The organism is Acidaminobacter hydrogenoformans DSM 2784 (genome assembly GCF_900103005.1).
Lineage (GTDB): Bacteria > Bacillota > Clostridia > Peptostreptococcales > Acidaminobacteraceae > Acidaminobacter > Acidaminobacter hydrogenoformans.
Window position 1 is genome coordinate 35,645 of record NZ_FMWL01000010.1, and the last position, 19,341, is coordinate 54,985.

Here is a 19,341-nt window from a genome sequence, read left to right on the forward strand (position 1 = left end):
TAATCCTCCTTTGGCGTTTTTTAATCCTGATATTTTGTCTGGAAGGATTTTAAGTACCGCTGGGTGGCCATTTCAATTTCAGAGGGCAAATCGTAGCTGCCGTCACTGCAACACCAATCCAAAACGACGCCGTTGTAAGTGATGATCAAGTGTCTGAAAAAGTATTCGAAAGTGACCTCTTGAATAACCTCTCCGTTTTTTTGAATTTCTTGAAAAATCGATTTGAAAAGTTTAAGTACAGGTCGCTTTTCCGGATCAAAAAAGTTGTGATATCCACCTGATAAAGGATCTGAGTCAAGACTGCTGTGGAGCTTGTGCCGCATAACTTCTACGCCTCTTTCCACAGTAATTTCGCCGTAAAAATACGACATATCCTGAAAAATTTTCAGCGAAGGCGGCATTTTTAACAGCTGGGCAATTTTTCTTTCGACGATTTGGTCTGTGTCCAAATGAATCTGCTCAATGACGGACTCTTTCGTGCTGAAGTGGTAATAAAATGCGCCCTTTGTAACATTGCAAGCAGCACAGATTTCGTCTATAGTGACATTTTGATAACCTTTGGTTTTGATCAGCTCTATAGCCGCGTCAAAAATTTTCTTTTTTGTCCTGGCACCGCGAGGAACGCGCTTATTAGTTTGGATCTCCATGGGCTGCCTCCTTTGAATCAATTTGAATCATTATGAATCCATCGGTCATCTTTTTTCCATTTGAGCAAATGTTTTGAGATTCGTCAAGGCTTGGCATCAAGAAATTTAGACAAAAAGAAATATATTTTTTTCTTGGTTAAAAGGCGTTGACACTCAGTTAAAATGCATTTATTATAAAACATACCCGGAGTATTTTTCAGAAAAATACCGAAAGTATGAAAAGTGCAATGACATTGATCACGAAAATGAATTGACCTGCAACTTGACTTAATTTGAACAGAGCTGAAGTTGACGCATAGTTTTGACATGGCGGATGCTCGAAAATATTTTGAGGAGGAGAAGGCATGAATTATAAGCCGCATCCAGGCTATGAATCCCTCTGGAAGGTGAAGATGGATTTTGAACCGGTGGATCAGGATAAACCTGTTGAAAATGCTCCTATCATCCGTGAATTGATGATGAACTTTAAAGCTCCGGAGGGGATTGAGATTTTGGATTTCAAGGTCCCTGGTAAAAACGGTGCACCTGAAGTTCCTGTCAGGGTTTACAGGAATAAGGATGAGAAAAAAGTCCCTATGGTGCTCAATATCCATGGTGGCGGTTTTGTCAGCGGGGACCTTGACAATGACAACATCAGAGCTTCGAAAATTGCGAAGCATGTAGGTTGTACCGTGGTCTCAGTGGGTTATAGACTGGCGCCGCAAGCAGTTTTTCCAGCTCAGCTGGAGGATGCCCTGGCGGCACTTGAGTACGCCATTACCCATGCCGATAGTCTCGGTATCAACCCTGAAAAGATTGGTGTGTTTGGTACAAGCGCAGGGGGCTGTATTTCAGCGGGTCTATGTCTTTACCTCAGAGACCATGGCGGACCAAAAATTTCTGCGCAGGTACTCAATTTCCCGGCACTGGATTATCTTGCGACGTCCACTTCAGCCCTTCAGTTTTATGACGACGCGCCGCTTGTCCAGGGTGATGGTTTGTCCAACGTATGGAAATTATATTTGGGAGGCTTCAAGGGCGAAATACCATCGTACTACGCGGTTCCAGCACTTGCCAGAGACCTGTCCGAACTGCCGCCGACCTGTATGATCGTCAATGAATATGATCCCCTAAGGGATGAAGGCATTGATTACGCAAGGCGATTAATGTCGTTCGCAGTGCCTACGGAGCTTTATTCCTTGCCACGCGTGCCTCACGGCTTTGATTTGATTTCAGCACCGTTGACAGACTGGATTCGAGAAGCGATCTACAGGACTTTTAAACGAGAATTTGGAATGCTGTAGAAGGGAGGACGCATGATGAAAGCTTTGAAGTGGCTGGATCAAAATTTTGAACGCGTCATGTTGGTTTTTCTGCTCGCCGTGATGTCGTGTCTTTTAATGTATCAGATCATAATGCGTTATGTTTTCGGGAATGCTTTGGCCTGGGCCGAAGAGCTTGCCAGGTATTGCTTTATAGTTTCAGCTTATATGTGTATAGGCTACTGCATAAAGAAGGACTTGCTGTTCAGGATTGATGTCTTGTTTAACCTTTTGCCAAAGGTATTGAGAAAAGGGCTGGATATTCTGATGTGGACAGTGACCGTGGCCTTTTTCATTTACTGTACTTATTACTCGGTCATAGTGACCCAGCTTGCCTTTGAATCCAACACGTTTAGTCCGGCTTTAGAAATCAAAACGGGTTACATATATGCATTCGCAACCCTTGGTATGGCCCTCGCAATGTATAGAAGCATCCAGTACCTGATCAGAATCATCGTTCAAAAACCTGAGATTCAAAGAGAAGCTGACGTCGAAGAAATTTCTGACGCGAAAGGAGCATAGAGATGTTGTCTATTGTCCTGATCTTATTTGTCGTACTTCTGGTCATAGGCTTTCCTATTGCCATGGCCATAGGCTTCACAACATTTCTGCCAGGCATGATCAATCCCGCTTTTCCGGCCAACGCCCTTTATGTTTTAAGATCTATGATAGGCGGGGTCGACAGCACACCCATTCTGGCGATCCCACTGTTCATGCTTTCAGGGATTATCATGTCCCGCGGTGGAATATCAGAGAGGCTGTTTAATGTGTTTGCGTTTCTCGTGGGCAAAAGAACTGCTGGCATTCCAATGGCCGTGGTCATCACCGCTGTATTCTACGGTGCTATCAGTGGATCAGGCCCGGCAACCACTGCGGCTGTGGGGGCAATGACTATTCCAATCCTCGTTTCCCTGGGTTATGACAAAGTTTTTTCCGCAGCGCTGGTTGCGGCTGCAGGCGGGATAGGCATTATTATTCCACCAAGTATTCCCTTCATTATGTATGGCATGATGACAGGCACTTCTGTTGGCGCGCTTTTTACAGCAGGCTTTATTCCCGGGATTATGATCGCGGCCATGCTCATGACCTATGTTTACATCTACTGTAAAGTCAAGGGTGAGGATAAAGAAAAGATTGCTGCCAACTATGAAAAGCTTAAGGCAAAGGGTTTCCTGGGCGTTATGAAAGAAGGCTTCTGGGCGCTCCTGACGCCGGTGATTATTCTTGGCGGTATCTATGCCGGGGTTGTAACACCGACAGAAGCCGCAGTCCTGTCCGTATTTTACGCGCTTTTGGTCAGCGTCTTCGCTTACAAGATTATTAAAGTGCGGGAAATTCCGTCCTTCCTGGACGGCGCGGTTCAAGCCTATGCACCTATAGCCCTTCTCTTGGGATTCGCCATAGCGTTTTCAAGGGTGCTGACGTTACTGAGGGCGCCTCAAATATTGGCTGAGTATTTCACGACGTCTTTTTCAAGTGGCATCATGTTCCTGATGCTCTTTAACGTCATAGTCTTGATTATAGGTATGTTTATGGATGCAGGCCCTGCGGTTGCGATCCTGTCGCCTATGCTCATGGCCATCCTGACACAGTTTGGCATTGATCCGGTTCATTTTGGCATTGTCATGGTCTTCAACCTGGCAATTGGATTCATTTCGCCGCCCTTTGGCCTCAACCTGTTTGTGGCCAGTCCTATGGCAGAGGTGTCCGTCAGTGTTCTGGGCAAAAAAGCGCTCGCCTTTTGCGGAGTTTACATAATAGCGCTGGCGTTGATCACTTATATTCCTCAAATTTCACTGATTCTCGGCACTTTGATTTAGTAAGGCACTGGCATCAATCAAAGGAATGTGTTTAGGCGGCTTTGCCGTTTGAATAAATATTATGAGGAGGTCATACGAATGAAGAAATTACTGAGCTTAATATTAATTTTGATCCTCGCTTTTTCTGCTACAGCATGTGGTGGAACTGCTAAAGCCCCTGCTGCTGAGGTGCCGGCTGAGAATCCATCGGCAGAAGCACCTGAATCTGAAGCTGTGCTCCCAGCGGATGGTCCAACTTTCAATCTGATTTTGGCACATGGCGCGCCTGAGCAGTCGGATGGCCACAAAGGCACACTCTACTTCAAAGAGCTCATTGAAGCACGTTCCGGCGGCAAAATCACGGTAGAGTCTTATCCGGGGTTCCAGCTTGGCAGCGTTGGCGAGTTGATTCAAAACCAGAAATCAGGGCAAATTGCCATGACGGTGGGTACGGCTGGCGGCTCCACTTCTAAAGCGCTTGCGTTCCTGGACCTCCCTGCGCTTTATGGAGATATAGAGAAAGCGACGGCCGTTGTAGCAGAGGGCACTAAGGCTCGCGCGCTGATCGACCAGGAGTACGGCAATCTTAATGTCAAAGTTCTCAGCATCATGCCAATCACATACAGAGTAACCAGCAGCAATAAAGAGGTTCGCAGCTTTGAAGACTTCGCGGGTCTCAAGATCAGAACTATGGAAAATCCGCTTCACATGATGTTCTGGCAAGCGATTGACGCCAACCCAACGCCACTGGCGTTCAGCGAGCTCTATGTCGCGCTTCAGCAAGGTCTCGTAGATGCTCAGGAAAACCCGCTTGATACTATTTACAACAGCAAGATCTATGAGCAGCAGAAGTACATTGTTAAGTCCAATCACGTCATGTTCTACAATGCCTATACCATCAACAAGGACATCTGGGCCAGCATGCCGCCTGAATATCAGACGCTGATTACAGAAACTGTGGTTGACCTTGAGAAGTGGGTCCGTGAAACAACGGATACCTCGTTGGTCGCTTTTGAAGAGAACCTTGTGAATGAAGGCCTTGAAATCATTGAATTTACAGAAGAAGATTTCGCTAAGATGAAGGAAGCTGCTCAGCCGGTCTTTGACGAAGCGCGCGCCCTTTGCGGGGATGAGGTCATAGACGAAGTGCTTGCGACAGTAGCGCAGTAAAAAGGAGCAGTAGTCGAATTCCAAGTGAATGTCACTAAAAAACGGAAGGCTTGCCGAGCCTTCCGTTTTTGTGGTGCGCCTGGCATGGGCGCACGCTCGTCGGTGAAAGTCCGATACGTGGTCTGGTAGTGCCAACCATTAGCCAAGAGCAAGGGTGTTCTCCGCGAGGTGAATACCGATGAATTCCTCAAGTCAAAAACAACGGCTGCAGAAAACTTCATATGAAGGCCATCCGCCTAGGGTAGAGTTGGAAATCCAAGAAATAACGGAAGCGCATAGTTTGGACATGGCGGAACCATCCGGGAAAGAAGGGCTATCAACTTAGAGACCATCCGATGCTGCAGGAGGGGACTGGGCCGCCCTGAAATATTCAGGGAATAATGGGTAAGAATAGCGCAGCGGAAGCAATTCTTTAAACCATTTTGGAGGTGTTTATAATGCTGGAACTGCCTGAAGCCAAGATAATAGCAAGGCAGCTTGGGGAAACGGTCTGTGGTCGTGAAATCATAACTGTGGTGATGAATAACGCGCCACATAAATTTGCATTCTATTCAGGAGATCCAATACATTATCAAAGCTTGCTTAAAGGTCAGCGCTTTGAGACCGCGCTCGCCTATGGCGGTATGGTAGAACTGAGGTCACATGATATCAGAATGGTGTTTTCTGACGGCGCCAATCTTAGATTACATGATAAGGGTGTTCAAAGACCCCATAAGCATCAAATGCTTATTGAGTTTTCTGATGGCACCGCTTTGAGTGGTGTTGTACAGATGTATGGTGGTTTATGGTGTTTCAAGGAGAGCACCTTTGAAAATGCGTATAGAAAGGCGGCATTGGAAAAGCCATCACCTTTGACCTCTGCCTTCAGCAAAGATTATTTCCAAGCGCTGATCGGGCTTGAAAACGTTCAAAAGTTAAGCGTAAAAGCGTTTCTGGCAACTGAGCAACGCGTTCCGGGATTTGGGAATGGTGTGCTGCAGGATGTCTTGTGGTCTGCCCATATTCATCCAAAAAGAAAAGTTCATTCATTGGACCTCTCTGAAAAAGATCTTTTGTATCACAGCATCAGAGAAGTCCTTGGACAAATGTTATCTTTGGGCGGCAGGGATACTGAAAAAGATCTATTTGGAAAAAACGGTGGATATTATACACACATGAGCAAGCTACACGCAGCGGAAGGCTGTGCGATGTGTGGCGGAACTATTTCTAAAGAAGCGTACCTGGGGGGCAGTATCTATTATTGTTTGAAATGTCAAAAGCTATAGCGCTGTCAGCATTTGAAGATAAACAGGTGATGGCAACTGTAAACAGATAAAAAACCATACAGACACAGAAGGAAGGCTCAATACGCTGAGCCTTCCTTTATTGTTAGTTATAATTTTTTCTTCGTTCTCCTGGATTTCTTAGACGCACAGGACAAATCCAGCGTAAAGTCTATGAGCCTCATGTTATAGCTGACCGCGTCATCCACGTTTTCAAATTCCCCTGAGATAACGGCGTCCAGGGTTGCACGGTAGAGATTGATCATTATCTCATTGATCGTTTCAAGCTGGTCCTCAGGGATCTCCGAGCCAAGCTTCTTGCTCATAATAGCCATATTCCTCTTCTTCAGGTCACCCTCCCTCAGCATGGGAATCAAATCAACCCTGTGCTCCCCAAAGTTTTCCGGAAAAATGTCGAAATAGGTTTCGATCATTTGCTTGAGCTCATTTTTATGAGGACTGAAAAAGATCAGTTTGAAGATCTTTGGATTCTCAAAGGAATGCTTTGAAAAAAGCTCCCATGTTTTGAGAAAGATCTCTCGAGGTACATCTGTACCTGCCACAAAATCATCCAGCTCAGCATAATACGATTTCAAATAGGTCATGGAAGCATAGCAGATCAGATGGTCTAAATTGCTGAAGTAGTTGTAAAGCGTCGCACTGTTGTAGCCGGCCAGATCTGCGACTTTTCTGGCCGTGATCTTTTCAATGCCTTCATCTATAAGTAACTTATGGGCAGCTTCTATGAAATATTTCATAATACGACTCTTCTGAAGATCCTTCTTGGCCATTGCGAATTGGGTCATTACTTCACCTCATTTATGTCTGTGTTGTTATCATAATAGCACAATAACTTAGTATAACTCAACAGAGGAAATGGCAAAAGCTTCTAAATGATCGAAAAATATAAACGCGATTATTAAATAAATCTATTTACAAAATAAATCCATTCGAATATACTATATATGTAATTAATAAATTATTAACAATCAACCAAGGCACGCATTCTGACAAGGGGTGAAATTGAAGTGAGATTGGAAATCGGAAATTTCTTAGTACGCGACATCCAGTTCGGCGCAAGCACTGTGTTTGAGAACGGCGTCCTCACCATCAACAAGGAAGAGGCCATCGCATTTTTGAAGGATGCTGATGAGCATTTGACAGAAGTGGATCTTCAAGTTGCAAGACCAGGAGAATCTGTACGCATTGTACCGGTCAAAGAGGCTATCGAGCCAAGAACACGCGTTGGCGCTGAGCACCCTGTTTTCCCGGGCGTCACTGGCGAGGTCTTCCAGGTAGGCGAAGGCAGAACCCACGCTTTAAAAGGCATGAGCGTTCTGGCTGTAGGCAAACACTGGGGCAGCTTCGGGGATGGCTTGATCGACATGGCTGGAGAAGGCGCTAAGTTCACTTATTATTCACAATTGGTCAACCTTTGCCTCGTCGCGGATACGGACGAAGCCTTTGAGAGAAACGAGCAGCAAAAGAAGAACCACGCACTTCGCTGGGCAGCCCATCGACTTGCAGAATACCTTGGAAATACCGTTAAGGAGCAGACGCCTGAGAGCGTTGAAGTCTTTGAGCTCGAGCCTGTTACAAAGCGCAGCACTGAAATGAACGCGCTTCCGTCGGTAGTCTACGTCATGCAGCCGCAATCCCAAATGGAAGAAATGGGCTACAATGACCTTCTCTATGGCTGGGACCTCAACCACTTCATCCCTACGTTCATGCATCCAAATGAAGTCCTTGACGGCGCGTTGATTTCAGGCTCTTTCATGCCTTGTTCCTCTAAATGGGCGACTTATGACTTCCAGAACAATCCAACCATCAAACGCCTTTATGACGAGCATGGCAAGTCCCTGAACTTCCTTGGCGTCATCATGAGCAACCTCAACGTTTCCCTGGAGCAAAAGCGACGTTCGGCACAATTCGTGGCGAAAATGGCGAAGCTGCTGGGCGCTGATGGCGCTGTCCTGGCGGAGGAAGGCTACGGCAATCCGGATGCGGACTTTATTGAGTGCTTCGTAGAACTTGAAAATGCAGGCGTTAAGACCGTCGGCATCACCAACGAGTGTACCGGCCGTGATGGCAAGTCCCAGCCACTCGTTACACTGGATGACAAGGCGAATGCCATTGTTTCCTGCGGCAACGTTTCAGAGCTTATAAAGCTTCCGCCGATGGACGTAGTCATTGGCGAACTGGCAGCGCTTGGCAGAGATGGCTTGTCCGGCGGCTGGGAGGACGATGAAAAACTCGGGCCTTCAGTACGTGAGGATGGCTCCATCATCCTTGAGAACAACTCAATGTTCTGCGGCGATCAGGTATGCGGATGGTCACCAAAGACCATGGCAGAATTTTAGAGGGGGGAGATCATCGTGAAAAAAGCGATTTTGTATATCAATCAGTTTTTCGCAGGGATCGGCGGAGAGGAAAAGGCTGACCACGCGCCTGAAATTCGTGAAGGTTTGGTCGGACCAGGCCTTGCCCTGGCGGCAGCTCTCAAAAATGCCGAAATTACACACACGATCATTTGCGGCGACAACTTTATGGGCTCACGTCAAGACGAAGCCATTGCAGCGATTGAAGGCTTCCTGGCAGACAAGGAATTTGACATTTTCTTCGCAGGTCCGGCATTTCAGGCAGGCCGCTACGGAAATGCCTGCGGCGTTGTCAGCAAATTTGTCCAGGACAAGTATGGCGTCGTTGCCGTCACTTCCATGAATGAAGAAAACCCTGGTGTCGAGATGTTTAAGAAAGAAGTTTACATCTTCCCAGGTGGCAAGAGTGCTGCAGCTATGAAGGCGGATACGCAGAAAATGGCGGCGTTCGGCGACAAGCTCCTCGCGCTTCCTGAAGGCGAAAAGCCTATGTTCCTGGCAGCTGAGGAAGGCTTCTATCCAAGAGGCGTCCGTCACCAGATCTGGCGTGAAGACCAAAAGCCAGCTGCGGATCGCGTGGTTGAGATGCTTATCAAAAAGCTTGCTGGAGAGCCTTTCCAGACGGAGCTTCCAATTCCTAAGATAGATCGCGTCGACATAGCGCCTCCAATTGAAGATCTTTCCAAAGCGACTATCGCGATCATCACCAGCGGCGGTATTGTACCGGTTGCTAACCCAGACAGAATTCAGTCTGCGTCCGCAACCCGTTGGGGCCGTTATGACATTTCTGAACTCCTTGATCTGGAAACTGGCGTCTTCAAGACGATCCACGCTGGCTTTGACCCTGCAGCGGCAGATGCGGATCCGGATGTCATAGTTCCGATTGACGCACTCAGAGCTTATGAGAAGGAAGGCAAGATTGGCAAGCTTCACGAATTCTTCTATAGCACGGTAGGTACAGGTACAACTGAAGCTGAAGCGGCCAGAATGGCCAAAGAGATGATCCCGTATCTTCGCGAAGCTGGCGTGGATGGCGTTATTCTCACCTCGACGTGAGGCACTTGTACACGTTGCGGTGCAACGATGGTTAAAGAAATTGAAAAAGCCGGTTTCCCAATTGTTCAAATGTGCAACCTGATTCCGGTCGCTAAGACAGTGGGCAGTAACAAAATCGTTCCTACGATTTCAATCCCTTATCCGCTTGGAGATCCTTCGACGACGAAGGAAGCCCAGTACAAGCTTCGCTACCATAGGGTTGGCGTAGCCCTGGATGCTCTTACTGCTGATGTTCGCGAGCAGACGGTGTTCCCGGTTAAGTTTTAGTGTATGCTGGATGAAGATAGGATGGTAACTTACAGTTAGAGTTTAATAAAAGGAAGGCCGCTCCCCCTGAACTGCGGGGGAGCGGCCTTTGTTCGTGTGTGACGGGAATTGACGCTGGTGGGGGACAGGGACAGACCAAAAATCTGGTTGGGGACAGGGACGGATCAATAAGGTATTATTAAAAGAGACAAAAAGATGGGGGCGAAGGGAAAATGATCGAATATAGAACCTTGGAACAAAAGGACTGCAGCAAAATTAAAGACATTGACGCCTCTCAGTATATAGGCAGAGCCTGGCGTAAAGTAGAGGGGCAGCTGCAGCTTGTTAAGATCGATTATTTGGATCCGAGCTGGCCTAACGGCTATGAGACCCACTATAATAATTTGCTTGAAGCGGTTGAAGGGGATGGTGCCGCGGTAGGGGCCTTTGACCCGCAGGATAAAATGCTTGGGTTTGTCGCGCTGAAAGGTCAGTTATTTGGTGAAACGGCGCGTTACATGCTTCTGGACCAGCTCTTCATCACGCGGGAGGCCAGGGGAAAGGGGCTTGGACGGCAGCTGTTTGGGATCGCTGCTGAGACCGCGAGGGGCCTTGGGGCAGAAAAGCTCTACATTTGCGCTGGGTCCGCGGAGGAGACCATTGCTTTTTACCATGCGGTAGGGTGTGTCGCCGCAGTGGAAATTAATCCTGAGCTGTTCGACGGGGATCCACGGGACCTTCAGCTGGAGTATGTACTTTGAACTTTTGAAAAGTAAAATAAACAAAAATTCTCATACATATTCAAAATATTCAGAAAATAAAACATCTATAAACACTTTTTAAACGGCTTCTGTGTAAAATGATATTAAGCAACGTGCTTGACGCGAAAGAAATCGTTCTTATCATTCTATTATGGAGGTCGTGTTATGGAAAAAAACAAATTATCCAAGTCTCAACCGTCGTTTGCCATTTCGCTATTAATTGTCGTGTTCCTATTCGCCTTGCTCATTATTCAAGTTTTGCAAATTGGCTCACCGGACATACATATGACACTCGTTTTTGCCATAAGCTTTGCTGCAATATTATTGATGGCAACGGGAACACCTTGGTCGCAGATCCAGGACGGCATTGTCCATGGCTGTAAAATTGCGACTATTCCAATGCTGATTTTGATGTTTATTGGTATGCTGATTCCTGCCTGGATTGCTTCAGGCACAATTCCAGTCCTAATGTATTATGGACTTCAGCTGATCTCACCCTCTATGTTTCTTGTGACGGCAGCTTTGATTTGCACGATTGCTTCTCTGTCTACAGGAAGCAGCTGGACGACGGGCGCAACCTTTGGCGTTGCCTTCATGGGGATTGGCCTTGGACTTGGCATCCCAGGCCCTATGGCTGCAGGTGCAATAATATCAGGCGCAATTATTGGCGACAAGCTTTCGCCGCTTTCAGATTCAACGAACCTCGCCGCAGGTGTGTGTGAAACAGATTTATTTAAACACATCAAGAGTATGCTGTATACGACTCTTCCTGCATTTGTAATCTCCCTGATAATCTACTTTATTCTTGGGATGGGCTACAATGCAACCTCTGTGGACACAACAGCCGTTGAGACCATACTTTCCGGACTATCCGCGAACTTTAATGTGACGCCAGGCATTGCCCTCGTCACCTTGATCCCGCTCGTACTCGTTGTCGTAATGGCATTTAAGCAAGTCAGCGCCATTGCCGCCATGGTCATTGCTTCATTAGTGGGTATGGTTTTGGCTATTGTGATCAATGGCTATTCGCTTTATGAGATGATGGGCTATATGAACTACGGATTTTCAATTGATACTGGGATTGCGGATGTCAACCGACTTTTAAACCGCGGCGGATTACAGTCTATGATGTGGACAGTCTCGCTGGGCTACTTGGGGCTCAGCTATGGCGGCATTCTTGAAAAAACCGGCACTCTGGATGCGCTGCTTGGCAAGATGGCTGTCATCACAAGGAATGCCAGAAACCTTATTATCACGCATGTATTCTCTTCAATAGCCGTCAATATGCTGTCTGCCAGCCAATATGTCGCCATTCTGATTCCGGGCAGAATGTATTTGTCATCCTATGACCGACTTGGCATAAAAAGGTATGTTGCGTCAAGAACTTGCGAAGACTCTGGAACAGTTACCTCTCCACTTGTTCCATGGGGCCTGTGTGGTGTCTTTTTCGCAGGCACCTTGGGTGTGGCGACCTTAGATTACCTTCCATTTACCTATCTGGCGCTTTTCACGCCTTTGGTCTCAATTCTTTACGCCGTGACTGGAAAATTCATATGGTATAACACCAAAGAGGAGCAGGAGGAAATTAACAAGGAGTACAATTCCCTGACGAGCTAACAACGATAGGAGAGGCCGGAATGAAAATGGAACAAAATGAAGTCATTACATTGCTCCAGGCGCTTGTCGCTGTGCCAAGCCCATATTTCAAAGAAGAGCAGATCATGGCATTGGTAAATGACTGGTTTATTTCAAATGGCTTTAAACCTGTCGTTCATGACTATCATGAAGACCAAGTGACGGATTTTCACGGAAAGAATTTAATTGTGACACTGCAAGGCAGTCAGCCGGGACCAACCATTTGCTTTAACGGACACCTGGATTCAGTCCAGCTCAGCAGCGGCTGGACCAAAGACCCCTATGCGGGAGACCGTGAGGGAGACCGGTTGTACGGGCTTGGCGCCTTGGACATGAAATCCGGATGTGCAGCGACCATGATCGCCCTGAAAGCCTTTAAAGCCCAGCACCAAGATTTCAAGGGGAAAATTATCAGCACCTATGTGTCTGTCGAGGAAGGCCCCTATGGGATGGGAACCAACGCCCTGATTGAAGAAGGCCTGCTTGAAGGTGTGGATATATCCATAGTCACTGAGCCCTCAGCTGGATTTACCCATAAACCGTTTCCCGTGGTTTGTTTGGGCGCGAGAGGCGGCTATGGGCTTGAAATCGAATTCTTCGGAAAAGCTGCTCATGCCGCGCTACCCAGCGAAGGCGTCAGCGCCGCTCTGGATGCGGCAAAAGTCGTCGCGGCTTTGGAAGACGTCGAGTACAGGGTAGATCCACATTTGGGGACAGGGGCTGCCTGTGTCGTCGGTCTGGAAAGTGACGGTGGCGCTTGCAGCGTGCCGGATTACGCGAAAATCAAGCTTTTCTGGCATATTGTCGTCGGTGAGAATGAGGATACCATCCGGGAAGAAATTGAGAAAGCCATAGACAGGGCCAGCATCCGCTCAACCTGGAAGATCAACTTTCGGGAGGCGCCAAGCGAGGGGTCAAAAGGCTTCATGCCCTTTACCGTTTCAGAGACTCAGCCGATGGTCGCGAAATTCCTAAAGTCCATAAAACAGACTTTGGATACCGATTATGAAATTGATTATTTCCAAAGCATTGGCGACTTCAACTATCTTGGCACCCGTCTCAACGCGCCAACCATCATCTTTGGGCCTTCAGGCGGAAATTTTCATGGACCGGATGAATATGTCGATATAGAGTCTGTTGTCCAAACCGCACAGGTCATTTATCAATACCTGGTGGATACACTTTCCATTGACCATTGAGTGGATTTGCTCACTCACGCTGAAAAATACACAAATGAATAGAGATAGACAAGCCAGGGCAAATGCTCCTGGCTTTCTATGCTGAAATAAGGGGGATTACAGATGCAGAGAGAAGCCATGGATTTACTGTTGATGGGGGGCCGTATCTACACCTTCAAAGAAGAAGGCGATACGGTTGAAGCTTTGGGAATCAAGGCGGGCAGGATTGTTTTCGCCGGACGTCTTGAGGAAGCGTTAAAGCATGATATAAAAGAAACCTGTGACCTTAAAGGGAAAACAGTTATTCCGGGGCTGGGGGATTCGCACCTTCACCTTTATGCCTATTGTCAGAATCAAACTTATGTGGCCCTGGATGAGACCAGGAGCATGGAAGCGTTTAAAGCGAAATTGATCGAAAAAGCCAAAAAAACAGAGCCTGGAGAGTGGATTCGCGGCGCTGGGTTCGATCAGACAAAATTCGTGGAGAATCGCATGCCAACGCGCCACGACCTGGATCAGGTCAGCACGGACCATCCAATTGTCGTGCGGCGCTGTTGCCTGCACGTCCTCGTGGCCAACTCCGCGGCCATTGAGCTTGCGAAGATCAATGACCAAACCGATCAGGCATTCCCTGGTATGATTGAGAGAGATGAAAAAGGAGATTTGACGGGTGTGTTTAGGGAACAATCGGCAAAGCTCTTTGACGATATAATGCCGGACCCGCTTAAAACCGCTGACGTAAAAAAGCGCGTCATGGCTCAGGTCCTGCAAGATATGGCCTCCAAAGGGATCACCACCATTCATACCTATGCGGCCAAGCTGTGGCGCTATGAGGAGAGCATTGATCTTTATCGTGAGCTGGAAGAAGAGGGGCGCTTGCCAATCAGGGTAACGGTCTGTAAAGATGAATTCTTTGAAAAGGCTCAGATCGGTCCTCAGGATAGGAAGCCGGGTGACAAAACCATGTACGGCGCCTACAAAATATTCACGGATGGGTCCCTGGGCGCCAGAACTGCTGCGCTGACAGTGCCTTATTCAGACGATCCCGGAAACACAGGGATTCTGTGCGATCCTGAGGTGCTGAAAGAAACCGTTGCGAATGCCTGTCTCAGGGGGATGCAGCCAGCGATTCATGCCATTGGCGACCGGGCAATGGAAGCCACACTGGACGCGATTGAAAATGCGGTCAAGGTTTGCCCGGAGCTTTTAACGTCGCCTGAAAGACCGCCATTCAGAATTATTCACGCGCAAATGGTGACCAATGAACACTTACAAAGACTCAAAGCTTTGCCGATTGTCTTGGACATCCAACCCATTTTCCTCTCTACGGATTTATACTGGATCGAAGACAGATTGGGCTCCGAACGGCTGGGTATAGCATACAGATGGAAAAGTATGAGGGATGAGGGCATAATGATGACGGGTGGTTCTGACTGTCCTGTCGAAGCCTATGACCCTCTTCCGGGAATCTTCGCGGCGGTTGCCAGACAGGACCTAAGCGGTTATCCGCCTGGAGGATGGCAGCCCCATGAAAAGCTGTCGGTTTATGATGCGTTCTGCCTCTTTTCGAAAAATATCCCTTATGCCAATGGCGAACAGGCGTTGCTTGGGACGCTTGAAACGGGGAAATTCAGTGATCTCGTTGTGATAGACCGTGATCCTTTTGAAATTGAAGCACCGGAAATCTTAAAGCTTAAAATCTTAAGAACCATGGTTGCCGGAGAGTGGGTATTCGACTCTGGGGTCATACCGGATGCAGGACACTAAGGCCGTCAACCATAAGAATCCGCTATGAAAGAGGGCGTAAGGCATGACCAAAGACCTTCTGATTCATAATGCGCGTTGCCTGACAATGGTGGAGACGCGTGTTTATGATTGGGTACATATTCTTGGCGATAAAATCAACGATCTCGGCAATGGAGACGATTATAAAAAGCACATCACTAAAACAACTGTTCAGATCGACGCTCAGGGTGGTTCTGTGCTTCCTGGGTTTATCGATTCACATTTCCATGTGGTTCAAGCTGCCCTTAACGCATTGAGCCTGGATTTGAGTGAAGTGACTTCCTTCGAGGAAATTGGGAAGCTTGTAAAAGAAAAAAACCGGGCTAACCCGGGAAAAGCCATTCATGGGATCCAGCTGGACAGAAATAGGCTTAGAGAAAAAGCGTTTCCCGACCGGAATGTTCTGGATAAGCTTTGCAATGATGTGCCCCTGCTGATTGACAGCATTGACTATCAAGTGAGTATGTTGAACACCTATGCGCTGCTGTATTACAAGATTCCTTTTACCCTTGAAGGGATACATTTCGATCAGAAAAAAATGCCTACAGGTGTCATAACGCATTTCGCCAACGCCCGGCTGAGAGAAAATATCTTGAACGATATTCCAAGTACACTCAGGGTAAAAGCGGTTGAAAATTTCTTGAAATGTGTTTTGAAAAATGGAATCACCACCATCCATGCTATGGAGGGCGGACGACTATACAGCGACAAGGATGCGGACTTCATCTATGAGTATGCAGACCATTTTGATATTGATCTGGTTTTATACTATCAAACCATGGATGTCCAGAAGGTCGTCTCCCTTGGCTTAAAACGGATCGCAGGCGGCATGTATCTGGATGGGACTTTTAACGCCCGGACAGCCGCGCTGTTTCATGATTACACAGACGCGCCAGGTAATCGTGGCAGCCTGAATGTGACTCAGGAGGAGCTGAACCAGTTTGTCCTTGAGTGTTATCAGAACCGTCTGCAGCTTGCGCTTTATGCCGTTGGTGGAAGGGCTATTGAGCAGGCCATTACAGCCCATGAGTTTGCCAGTCATAAAACAGGGGTTTTGGGATTGCGGCATAGGCTCGAACATGTTGAGCTTCCCAGTGAGGAACAGATTAAGCGCGCCAAAAACCTGGGCATAATTTTTTCAATGTCTCCATCCTATGAAAGTATCTGGGGTGGTCAAGGTAAAATGTATGAAGCGCGTCTGGGGCAACGCTGCTTGATCACAAATCCGTTTCGAGAAATTACGGATCAGGAGGTTTTAATCTGTGGTGGATCAGACTGTGACGTAACGCCCGCAGATCCAATTCAAGGGATTCACGCTGCAGTGAATCATCCTGTAAAACGGCATCGATTAAATGTCTATGAAGCGATTAAATTGTTCACGACAAATGCTGCTTTTGCAATTTTTGAGGAATCTCGAAAGGGCACCATAGAAATTGGTAAACTTGCGGATTTGGTGATTTTGAGTCAGGACATTATTCGTTGTTCAGAAGCTCAAATTAAAGACATTCGAGTAAGGAATACCATTAAGAAAGGGCGCGTCGTTTTCAGCGCAGAAGGTCAGGACAAATGTTGACCATTCAGCTGCTTGGAAAAGTCCATATCATTTTCAATGGTGAAAATTTCGAGGATCAAATGAGCACAAAGCAGACGGCTCTAATCTGCCTGCTGATGTTAAGCAAAGGCTATGAAATGAGTAAAGAAAAACTGGCGTCCTATTTATGGCCAGACAGCAGTGAAGAAGCTGCTAAATATAATTTGCGCTACAATCTGTGGACCATTGGCAAAATGCTGTCCTTGAAGGAATCCGGCGAAGGCTTGATCTTGTCAAAAAAAGAGTATTGCAGGCTCAATGAAAGCATTGAATTTGACTGTGATCGCATCCGTTTGGACCAATTCAACCCCAGGGAAGCCCATACACTGGATGAACTGATTGAATTTCGAAAGCTCATTAGAGGTGATTTTTTAGAGGGCCTTTATCTTAGAAATTGCAATGAGTTTAACGAAATGATTCTCTTTGAACGCGTGGTTTGTCAAAACAGGCAGCTTGAGGTTTTGAAAGCGCTGCTTGAAATGTATGAAGAGATGAAAGATTATGCCAATATGCTTCAGATTCTGAATGAACTTTCTGTGATCGAACCCTACAATGACCACTTTGCCATTAAAACTTTGGATACATATTGTAAAATGGGAAATCGCGTTGCTGCGATACACTATTACAAGCAATTCGAGGCTCAATTAAGACGCAATTTAAATATTTCACCAGAAGAGGCACTGAAAAAATATTATCTGAGACTCATGACTTCTGCAGATCAGGTTTCAAAAGAGAGCTCTGATCAAAAGAATCAACAGCGAAAAATTACTATTGAGGTTGACAGCCTTAAGTCTATTGAGTTTTACACAGTTGCTGAAATCATACGTAAAATAATCAAAGCCGTAAAACCAGATGAACTGTTATTGCTTAATAGAAGATATCTATTGGATCTTGGCTATATCACCAATGAGCTTATGATCCTTCTGGAGCAAAATGGCGTTAGCGTAGCTGAGGTCCAGGAATGCGTGCCATCCGTAAGGATTTTCCATGCGTATAAAGCGCTGCTGGAGCACCTTTCAGCTTATTACACCATTGAGATAAAGGTCAATAATCCGGACGCGTTGGATGAGATGTCGAAAACGTTGTTGTAAAAGCGTCGTGATATTTTGAGCGTGAGATGAGTCTGTTATTCAAATATCAAAAGCGCCAGTATCTCCAAGCTAAATGGAGGTATTGGCGCTTCTATTATTGTTAACAATTAAGGTTTTGCGATCACGTTTTATTCAAATTTATCCAGTGCCAGGATTACGGTCGCGGCCTCAAGGGCATCCTTTTCCGCCCGTGCGGAAGCTGTGGCTTCAAAGGCGGGTGAGGCCAGCTTCTGGTTGATTATTGCCGCGGCGAACAACAGGGAAGAGAGCCCTATGTAGACCGCTAAAGTTTGGACAAGGATCAACAAGCTGTAGCTGTGCACGAGATGCTCAAGGACTTCAGTTTGGCTTAAACCAATCGCGTTATATAATGAAACAGTTCTCAGGATGTTTGTGAGGTGTTTTAGCAGGTGTACCGTTCCCGTAATGAAAACAAAACCTGAGGCCGATAAAAGGATTAGGGTGCTTTTTAGATAGTTTGACCGATTTTTTATGTGAATGTCATGCATCATTGGAATAGTCTCCTTTTTTTTGTTGACTTTAGATCTTACCGAAGACTATCTTATCAGACAAATATTAGCTTGGTGTTTATAAAAGATTACAGTTTGGTTGGGGACAGGCACTTCCTGAGTTTTTGGTTGGGGACAGGCACCGCCTGAACGTCTGGCGGTGCCTGTCCCCAACCAAGCTGTCTCATCTTAATAGATCTGATTTCGAATTTTACTTAACTGTTTCTCAGTAAAACAAATTTTCCCTTTGTTTAAGTAAATGAGCCCATCTTCTTTGAGACGGTTGACCGTCCTGTCGAGGGTCTTTTGAATCATTCCAAGCTGCTCTGACAGCTGTTGCCGTGTTTCGGTTATTCTATAGACGCCCTCGGAATCTGGCGTCGCCCCCTCCGCATAACTCTTGATGAATTCGAGCAACAGACGGGGCGATTTATAGAACAGCTCAGTGCCATGCCGGTATGAGGAATTATACAATTTACAAGCTACATTTCTCGCGAGTATTCTCAGGAGCTCAGGATCTTGAACTAACCAGGACTCGAAATCAGACCGCGAAAAATGAATGACGGTACACTTTGAAACAGCTTCAATAGTCACGGAGGTGCAGCATTTTTCAGCCAGTACGGTGACATCCCCAATGAAGTCAATAGGGTGATTATATTCGATCATATAAGCGTTTCCAGTGTCGAATTCATTAATAACTTTGAGTGTGCCGTTTAATAGAATGCCGATGGTATCCAGCGCATCATCCTTTTGATGGATGACGCAGCCTGCGGGATAGCTTCTTAATGTGAAAGCCGTCTTCAGATCAGAAGGTATCCGCGAAACGTATTGACTAAGCTCGGGATACTTATTTACAATATCTTCGAATTTCAAAGCGTGGTCCCTCCTTTTCTCAAACGCTCACCATCATTATATATCCATTTAACCTGAGT

At 46.6% G+C, this 19,341-nt stretch carries 17 protein-coding genes; 13 read left to right on the plus strand and 4 right to left on the minus strand.

The window, feature by feature from the left end; translation table 11 throughout:
• Positions 1-20: 20 nt before the first annotated feature.
• On the minus strand, positions 21-647 hold the full coding sequence (locus BLP63_RS10175; RefSeq protein ID WP_092591182.1) for a TetR/AcrR family transcriptional regulator: 627 nt from the start codon (positions 645-647) through the stop codon (positions 21-23).
• A 344-nt stretch (positions 648-991) separates the two neighbouring features.
• Here BLP63_RS10175 and BLP63_RS10180 point away from each other — a divergent pair, with 344 nt between their 5' ends.
• The 5 genes from BLP63_RS10180 to BLP63_RS10200 all read left to right on the plus strand — a co-directional run bounded on the left by BLP63_RS10180 (position 992) and on the right by BLP63_RS10200 (position 6,182).
• The gene (locus BLP63_RS10180; protein ID WP_092591184.1) at positions 992-1,930 is read left to right on the plus strand and encodes an alpha/beta hydrolase; all 939 of its coding nucleotides are present in this window, start codon (positions 992-994) and stop codon (positions 1,928-1,930) included.
• 15 nt (positions 1,931-1,945) lie between these two features.
• A complete protein-coding gene (locus tag BLP63_RS10185; RefSeq protein WP_170829399.1) occupies positions 1,946-2,470 on the plus strand; it encodes a TRAP transporter small permease in 525 nt (174 codons plus the stop codon).
• Positions 2,471-2,472: 2 nt separating this feature from the next.
• Positions 2,473-3,768, plus strand: coding sequence for a TRAP transporter large permease (locus BLP63_RS10190; RefSeq protein WP_092591188.1), 1,296 nt, complete (start codon positions 2,473-2,475; stop codon positions 3,766-3,768).
• A gap of 78 nt (positions 3,769-3,846) precedes the next feature.
• The gene (locus BLP63_RS10195) at positions 3,847-4,917 is read left to right on the plus strand and encodes a TRAP transporter substrate-binding protein (RefSeq protein ID WP_092591190.1); all 1,071 of its coding nucleotides are present in this window, start codon (positions 3,847-3,849) and stop codon (positions 4,915-4,917) included.
• A gap of 437 nt (positions 4,918-5,354) precedes the next feature.
• Entirely contained in the window at positions 5,355-6,182 is an 828-nt protein-coding gene (locus tag BLP63_RS10200) for an endonuclease VIII (protein WP_092591192.1), read from the plus strand.
• Between the two features lie 107 nt (positions 6,183-6,289).
• Here BLP63_RS10200 and BLP63_RS10205 read toward each other — a convergent pair whose 3' ends face one another.
• A complete protein-coding gene (locus BLP63_RS10205) occupies positions 6,290-6,985 on the minus strand; it encodes a TetR/AcrR family transcriptional regulator (RefSeq protein WP_092591194.1) in 696 nt (231 codons plus the stop codon).
• A gap of 222 nt (positions 6,986-7,207) precedes the next feature.
• Here BLP63_RS10205 and BLP63_RS10210 point away from each other — a divergent pair, with 222 nt between their 5' ends.
• From BLP63_RS10210 to BLP63_RS10245, 8 genes are all read left to right on the plus strand, one after another.
• Positions 7,208-8,539: a glycine/sarcosine/betaine reductase component B subunit gene (locus BLP63_RS10210; protein WP_092591196.1), complete on the plus strand. Its 1,332-nt coding sequence runs from the start codon at positions 7,208-7,210 to the stop codon at positions 8,537-8,539.
• A gap of 15 nt (positions 8,540-8,554) precedes the next feature.
• The gene (grdH, locus tag BLP63_RS10215; RefSeq protein ID WP_092591198.1) at positions 8,555-9,880 is read left to right on the plus strand and encodes a betaine reductase selenoprotein B; all 1,326 of its coding nucleotides are present in this window, start codon (positions 8,555-8,557) and stop codon (positions 9,878-9,880) included.
• Between the two features lie 212 nt (positions 9,881-10,092).
• Entirely contained in the window at positions 10,093-10,620 is a 528-nt protein-coding gene (locus tag BLP63_RS10220; protein ID WP_092591200.1) for a GNAT family N-acetyltransferase, read from the plus strand.
• Positions 10,621-10,785: 165 nt separating this feature from the next.
• Entirely contained in the window at positions 10,786-12,237 is a 1,452-nt protein-coding gene (gene nhaC, locus BLP63_RS10225) for a Na+/H+ antiporter NhaC (RefSeq protein WP_092591202.1), read from the plus strand.
• Positions 12,238-12,257: 20 nt separating this feature from the next.
• A complete protein-coding gene (locus BLP63_RS10230) occupies positions 12,258-13,454 on the plus strand; it encodes a M20 family metallopeptidase (protein WP_092591204.1) in 1,197 nt (398 codons plus the stop codon).
• Positions 13,455-13,556: 102 nt separating this feature from the next.
• Positions 13,557-15,200: an amidohydrolase gene (locus BLP63_RS10235; RefSeq protein ID WP_207646450.1), complete on the plus strand. Its 1,644-nt coding sequence runs from the start codon at positions 13,557-13,559 to the stop codon at positions 15,198-15,200.
• 43 nt (positions 15,201-15,243) lie between these two features.
• A complete protein-coding gene (locus BLP63_RS10240; protein ID WP_092591206.1) occupies positions 15,244-16,791 on the plus strand; it encodes an amidohydrolase in 1,548 nt (515 codons plus the stop codon).
• Entirely contained in the window at positions 16,785-17,900 is a 1,116-nt protein-coding gene (locus BLP63_RS10245) for an AfsR/SARP family transcriptional regulator (protein WP_092591208.1), read from the plus strand. The genes BLP63_RS10240 and BLP63_RS10245 overlap by 7 nt, the downstream gene beginning before the upstream one ends.
• 128 nt (positions 17,901-18,028) lie before the next feature.
• Here BLP63_RS10245 and BLP63_RS10250 read toward each other — a convergent pair whose 3' ends face one another.
• Complete coding sequence (locus tag BLP63_RS10250; RefSeq protein WP_092591210.1) at positions 18,029-18,412, minus strand: hypothetical protein; 384 nt, start codon at positions 18,410-18,412, stop codon at positions 18,029-18,031.
• A gap of 186 nt (positions 18,413-18,598) precedes the next feature.
• Positions 18,599-19,282, minus strand: coding sequence for a Crp/Fnr family transcriptional regulator (locus BLP63_RS10255; protein ID WP_092591212.1), 684 nt, complete (start codon positions 19,280-19,282; stop codon positions 18,599-18,601).
• Positions 19,283-19,341 lie beyond the last annotated feature (59 nt).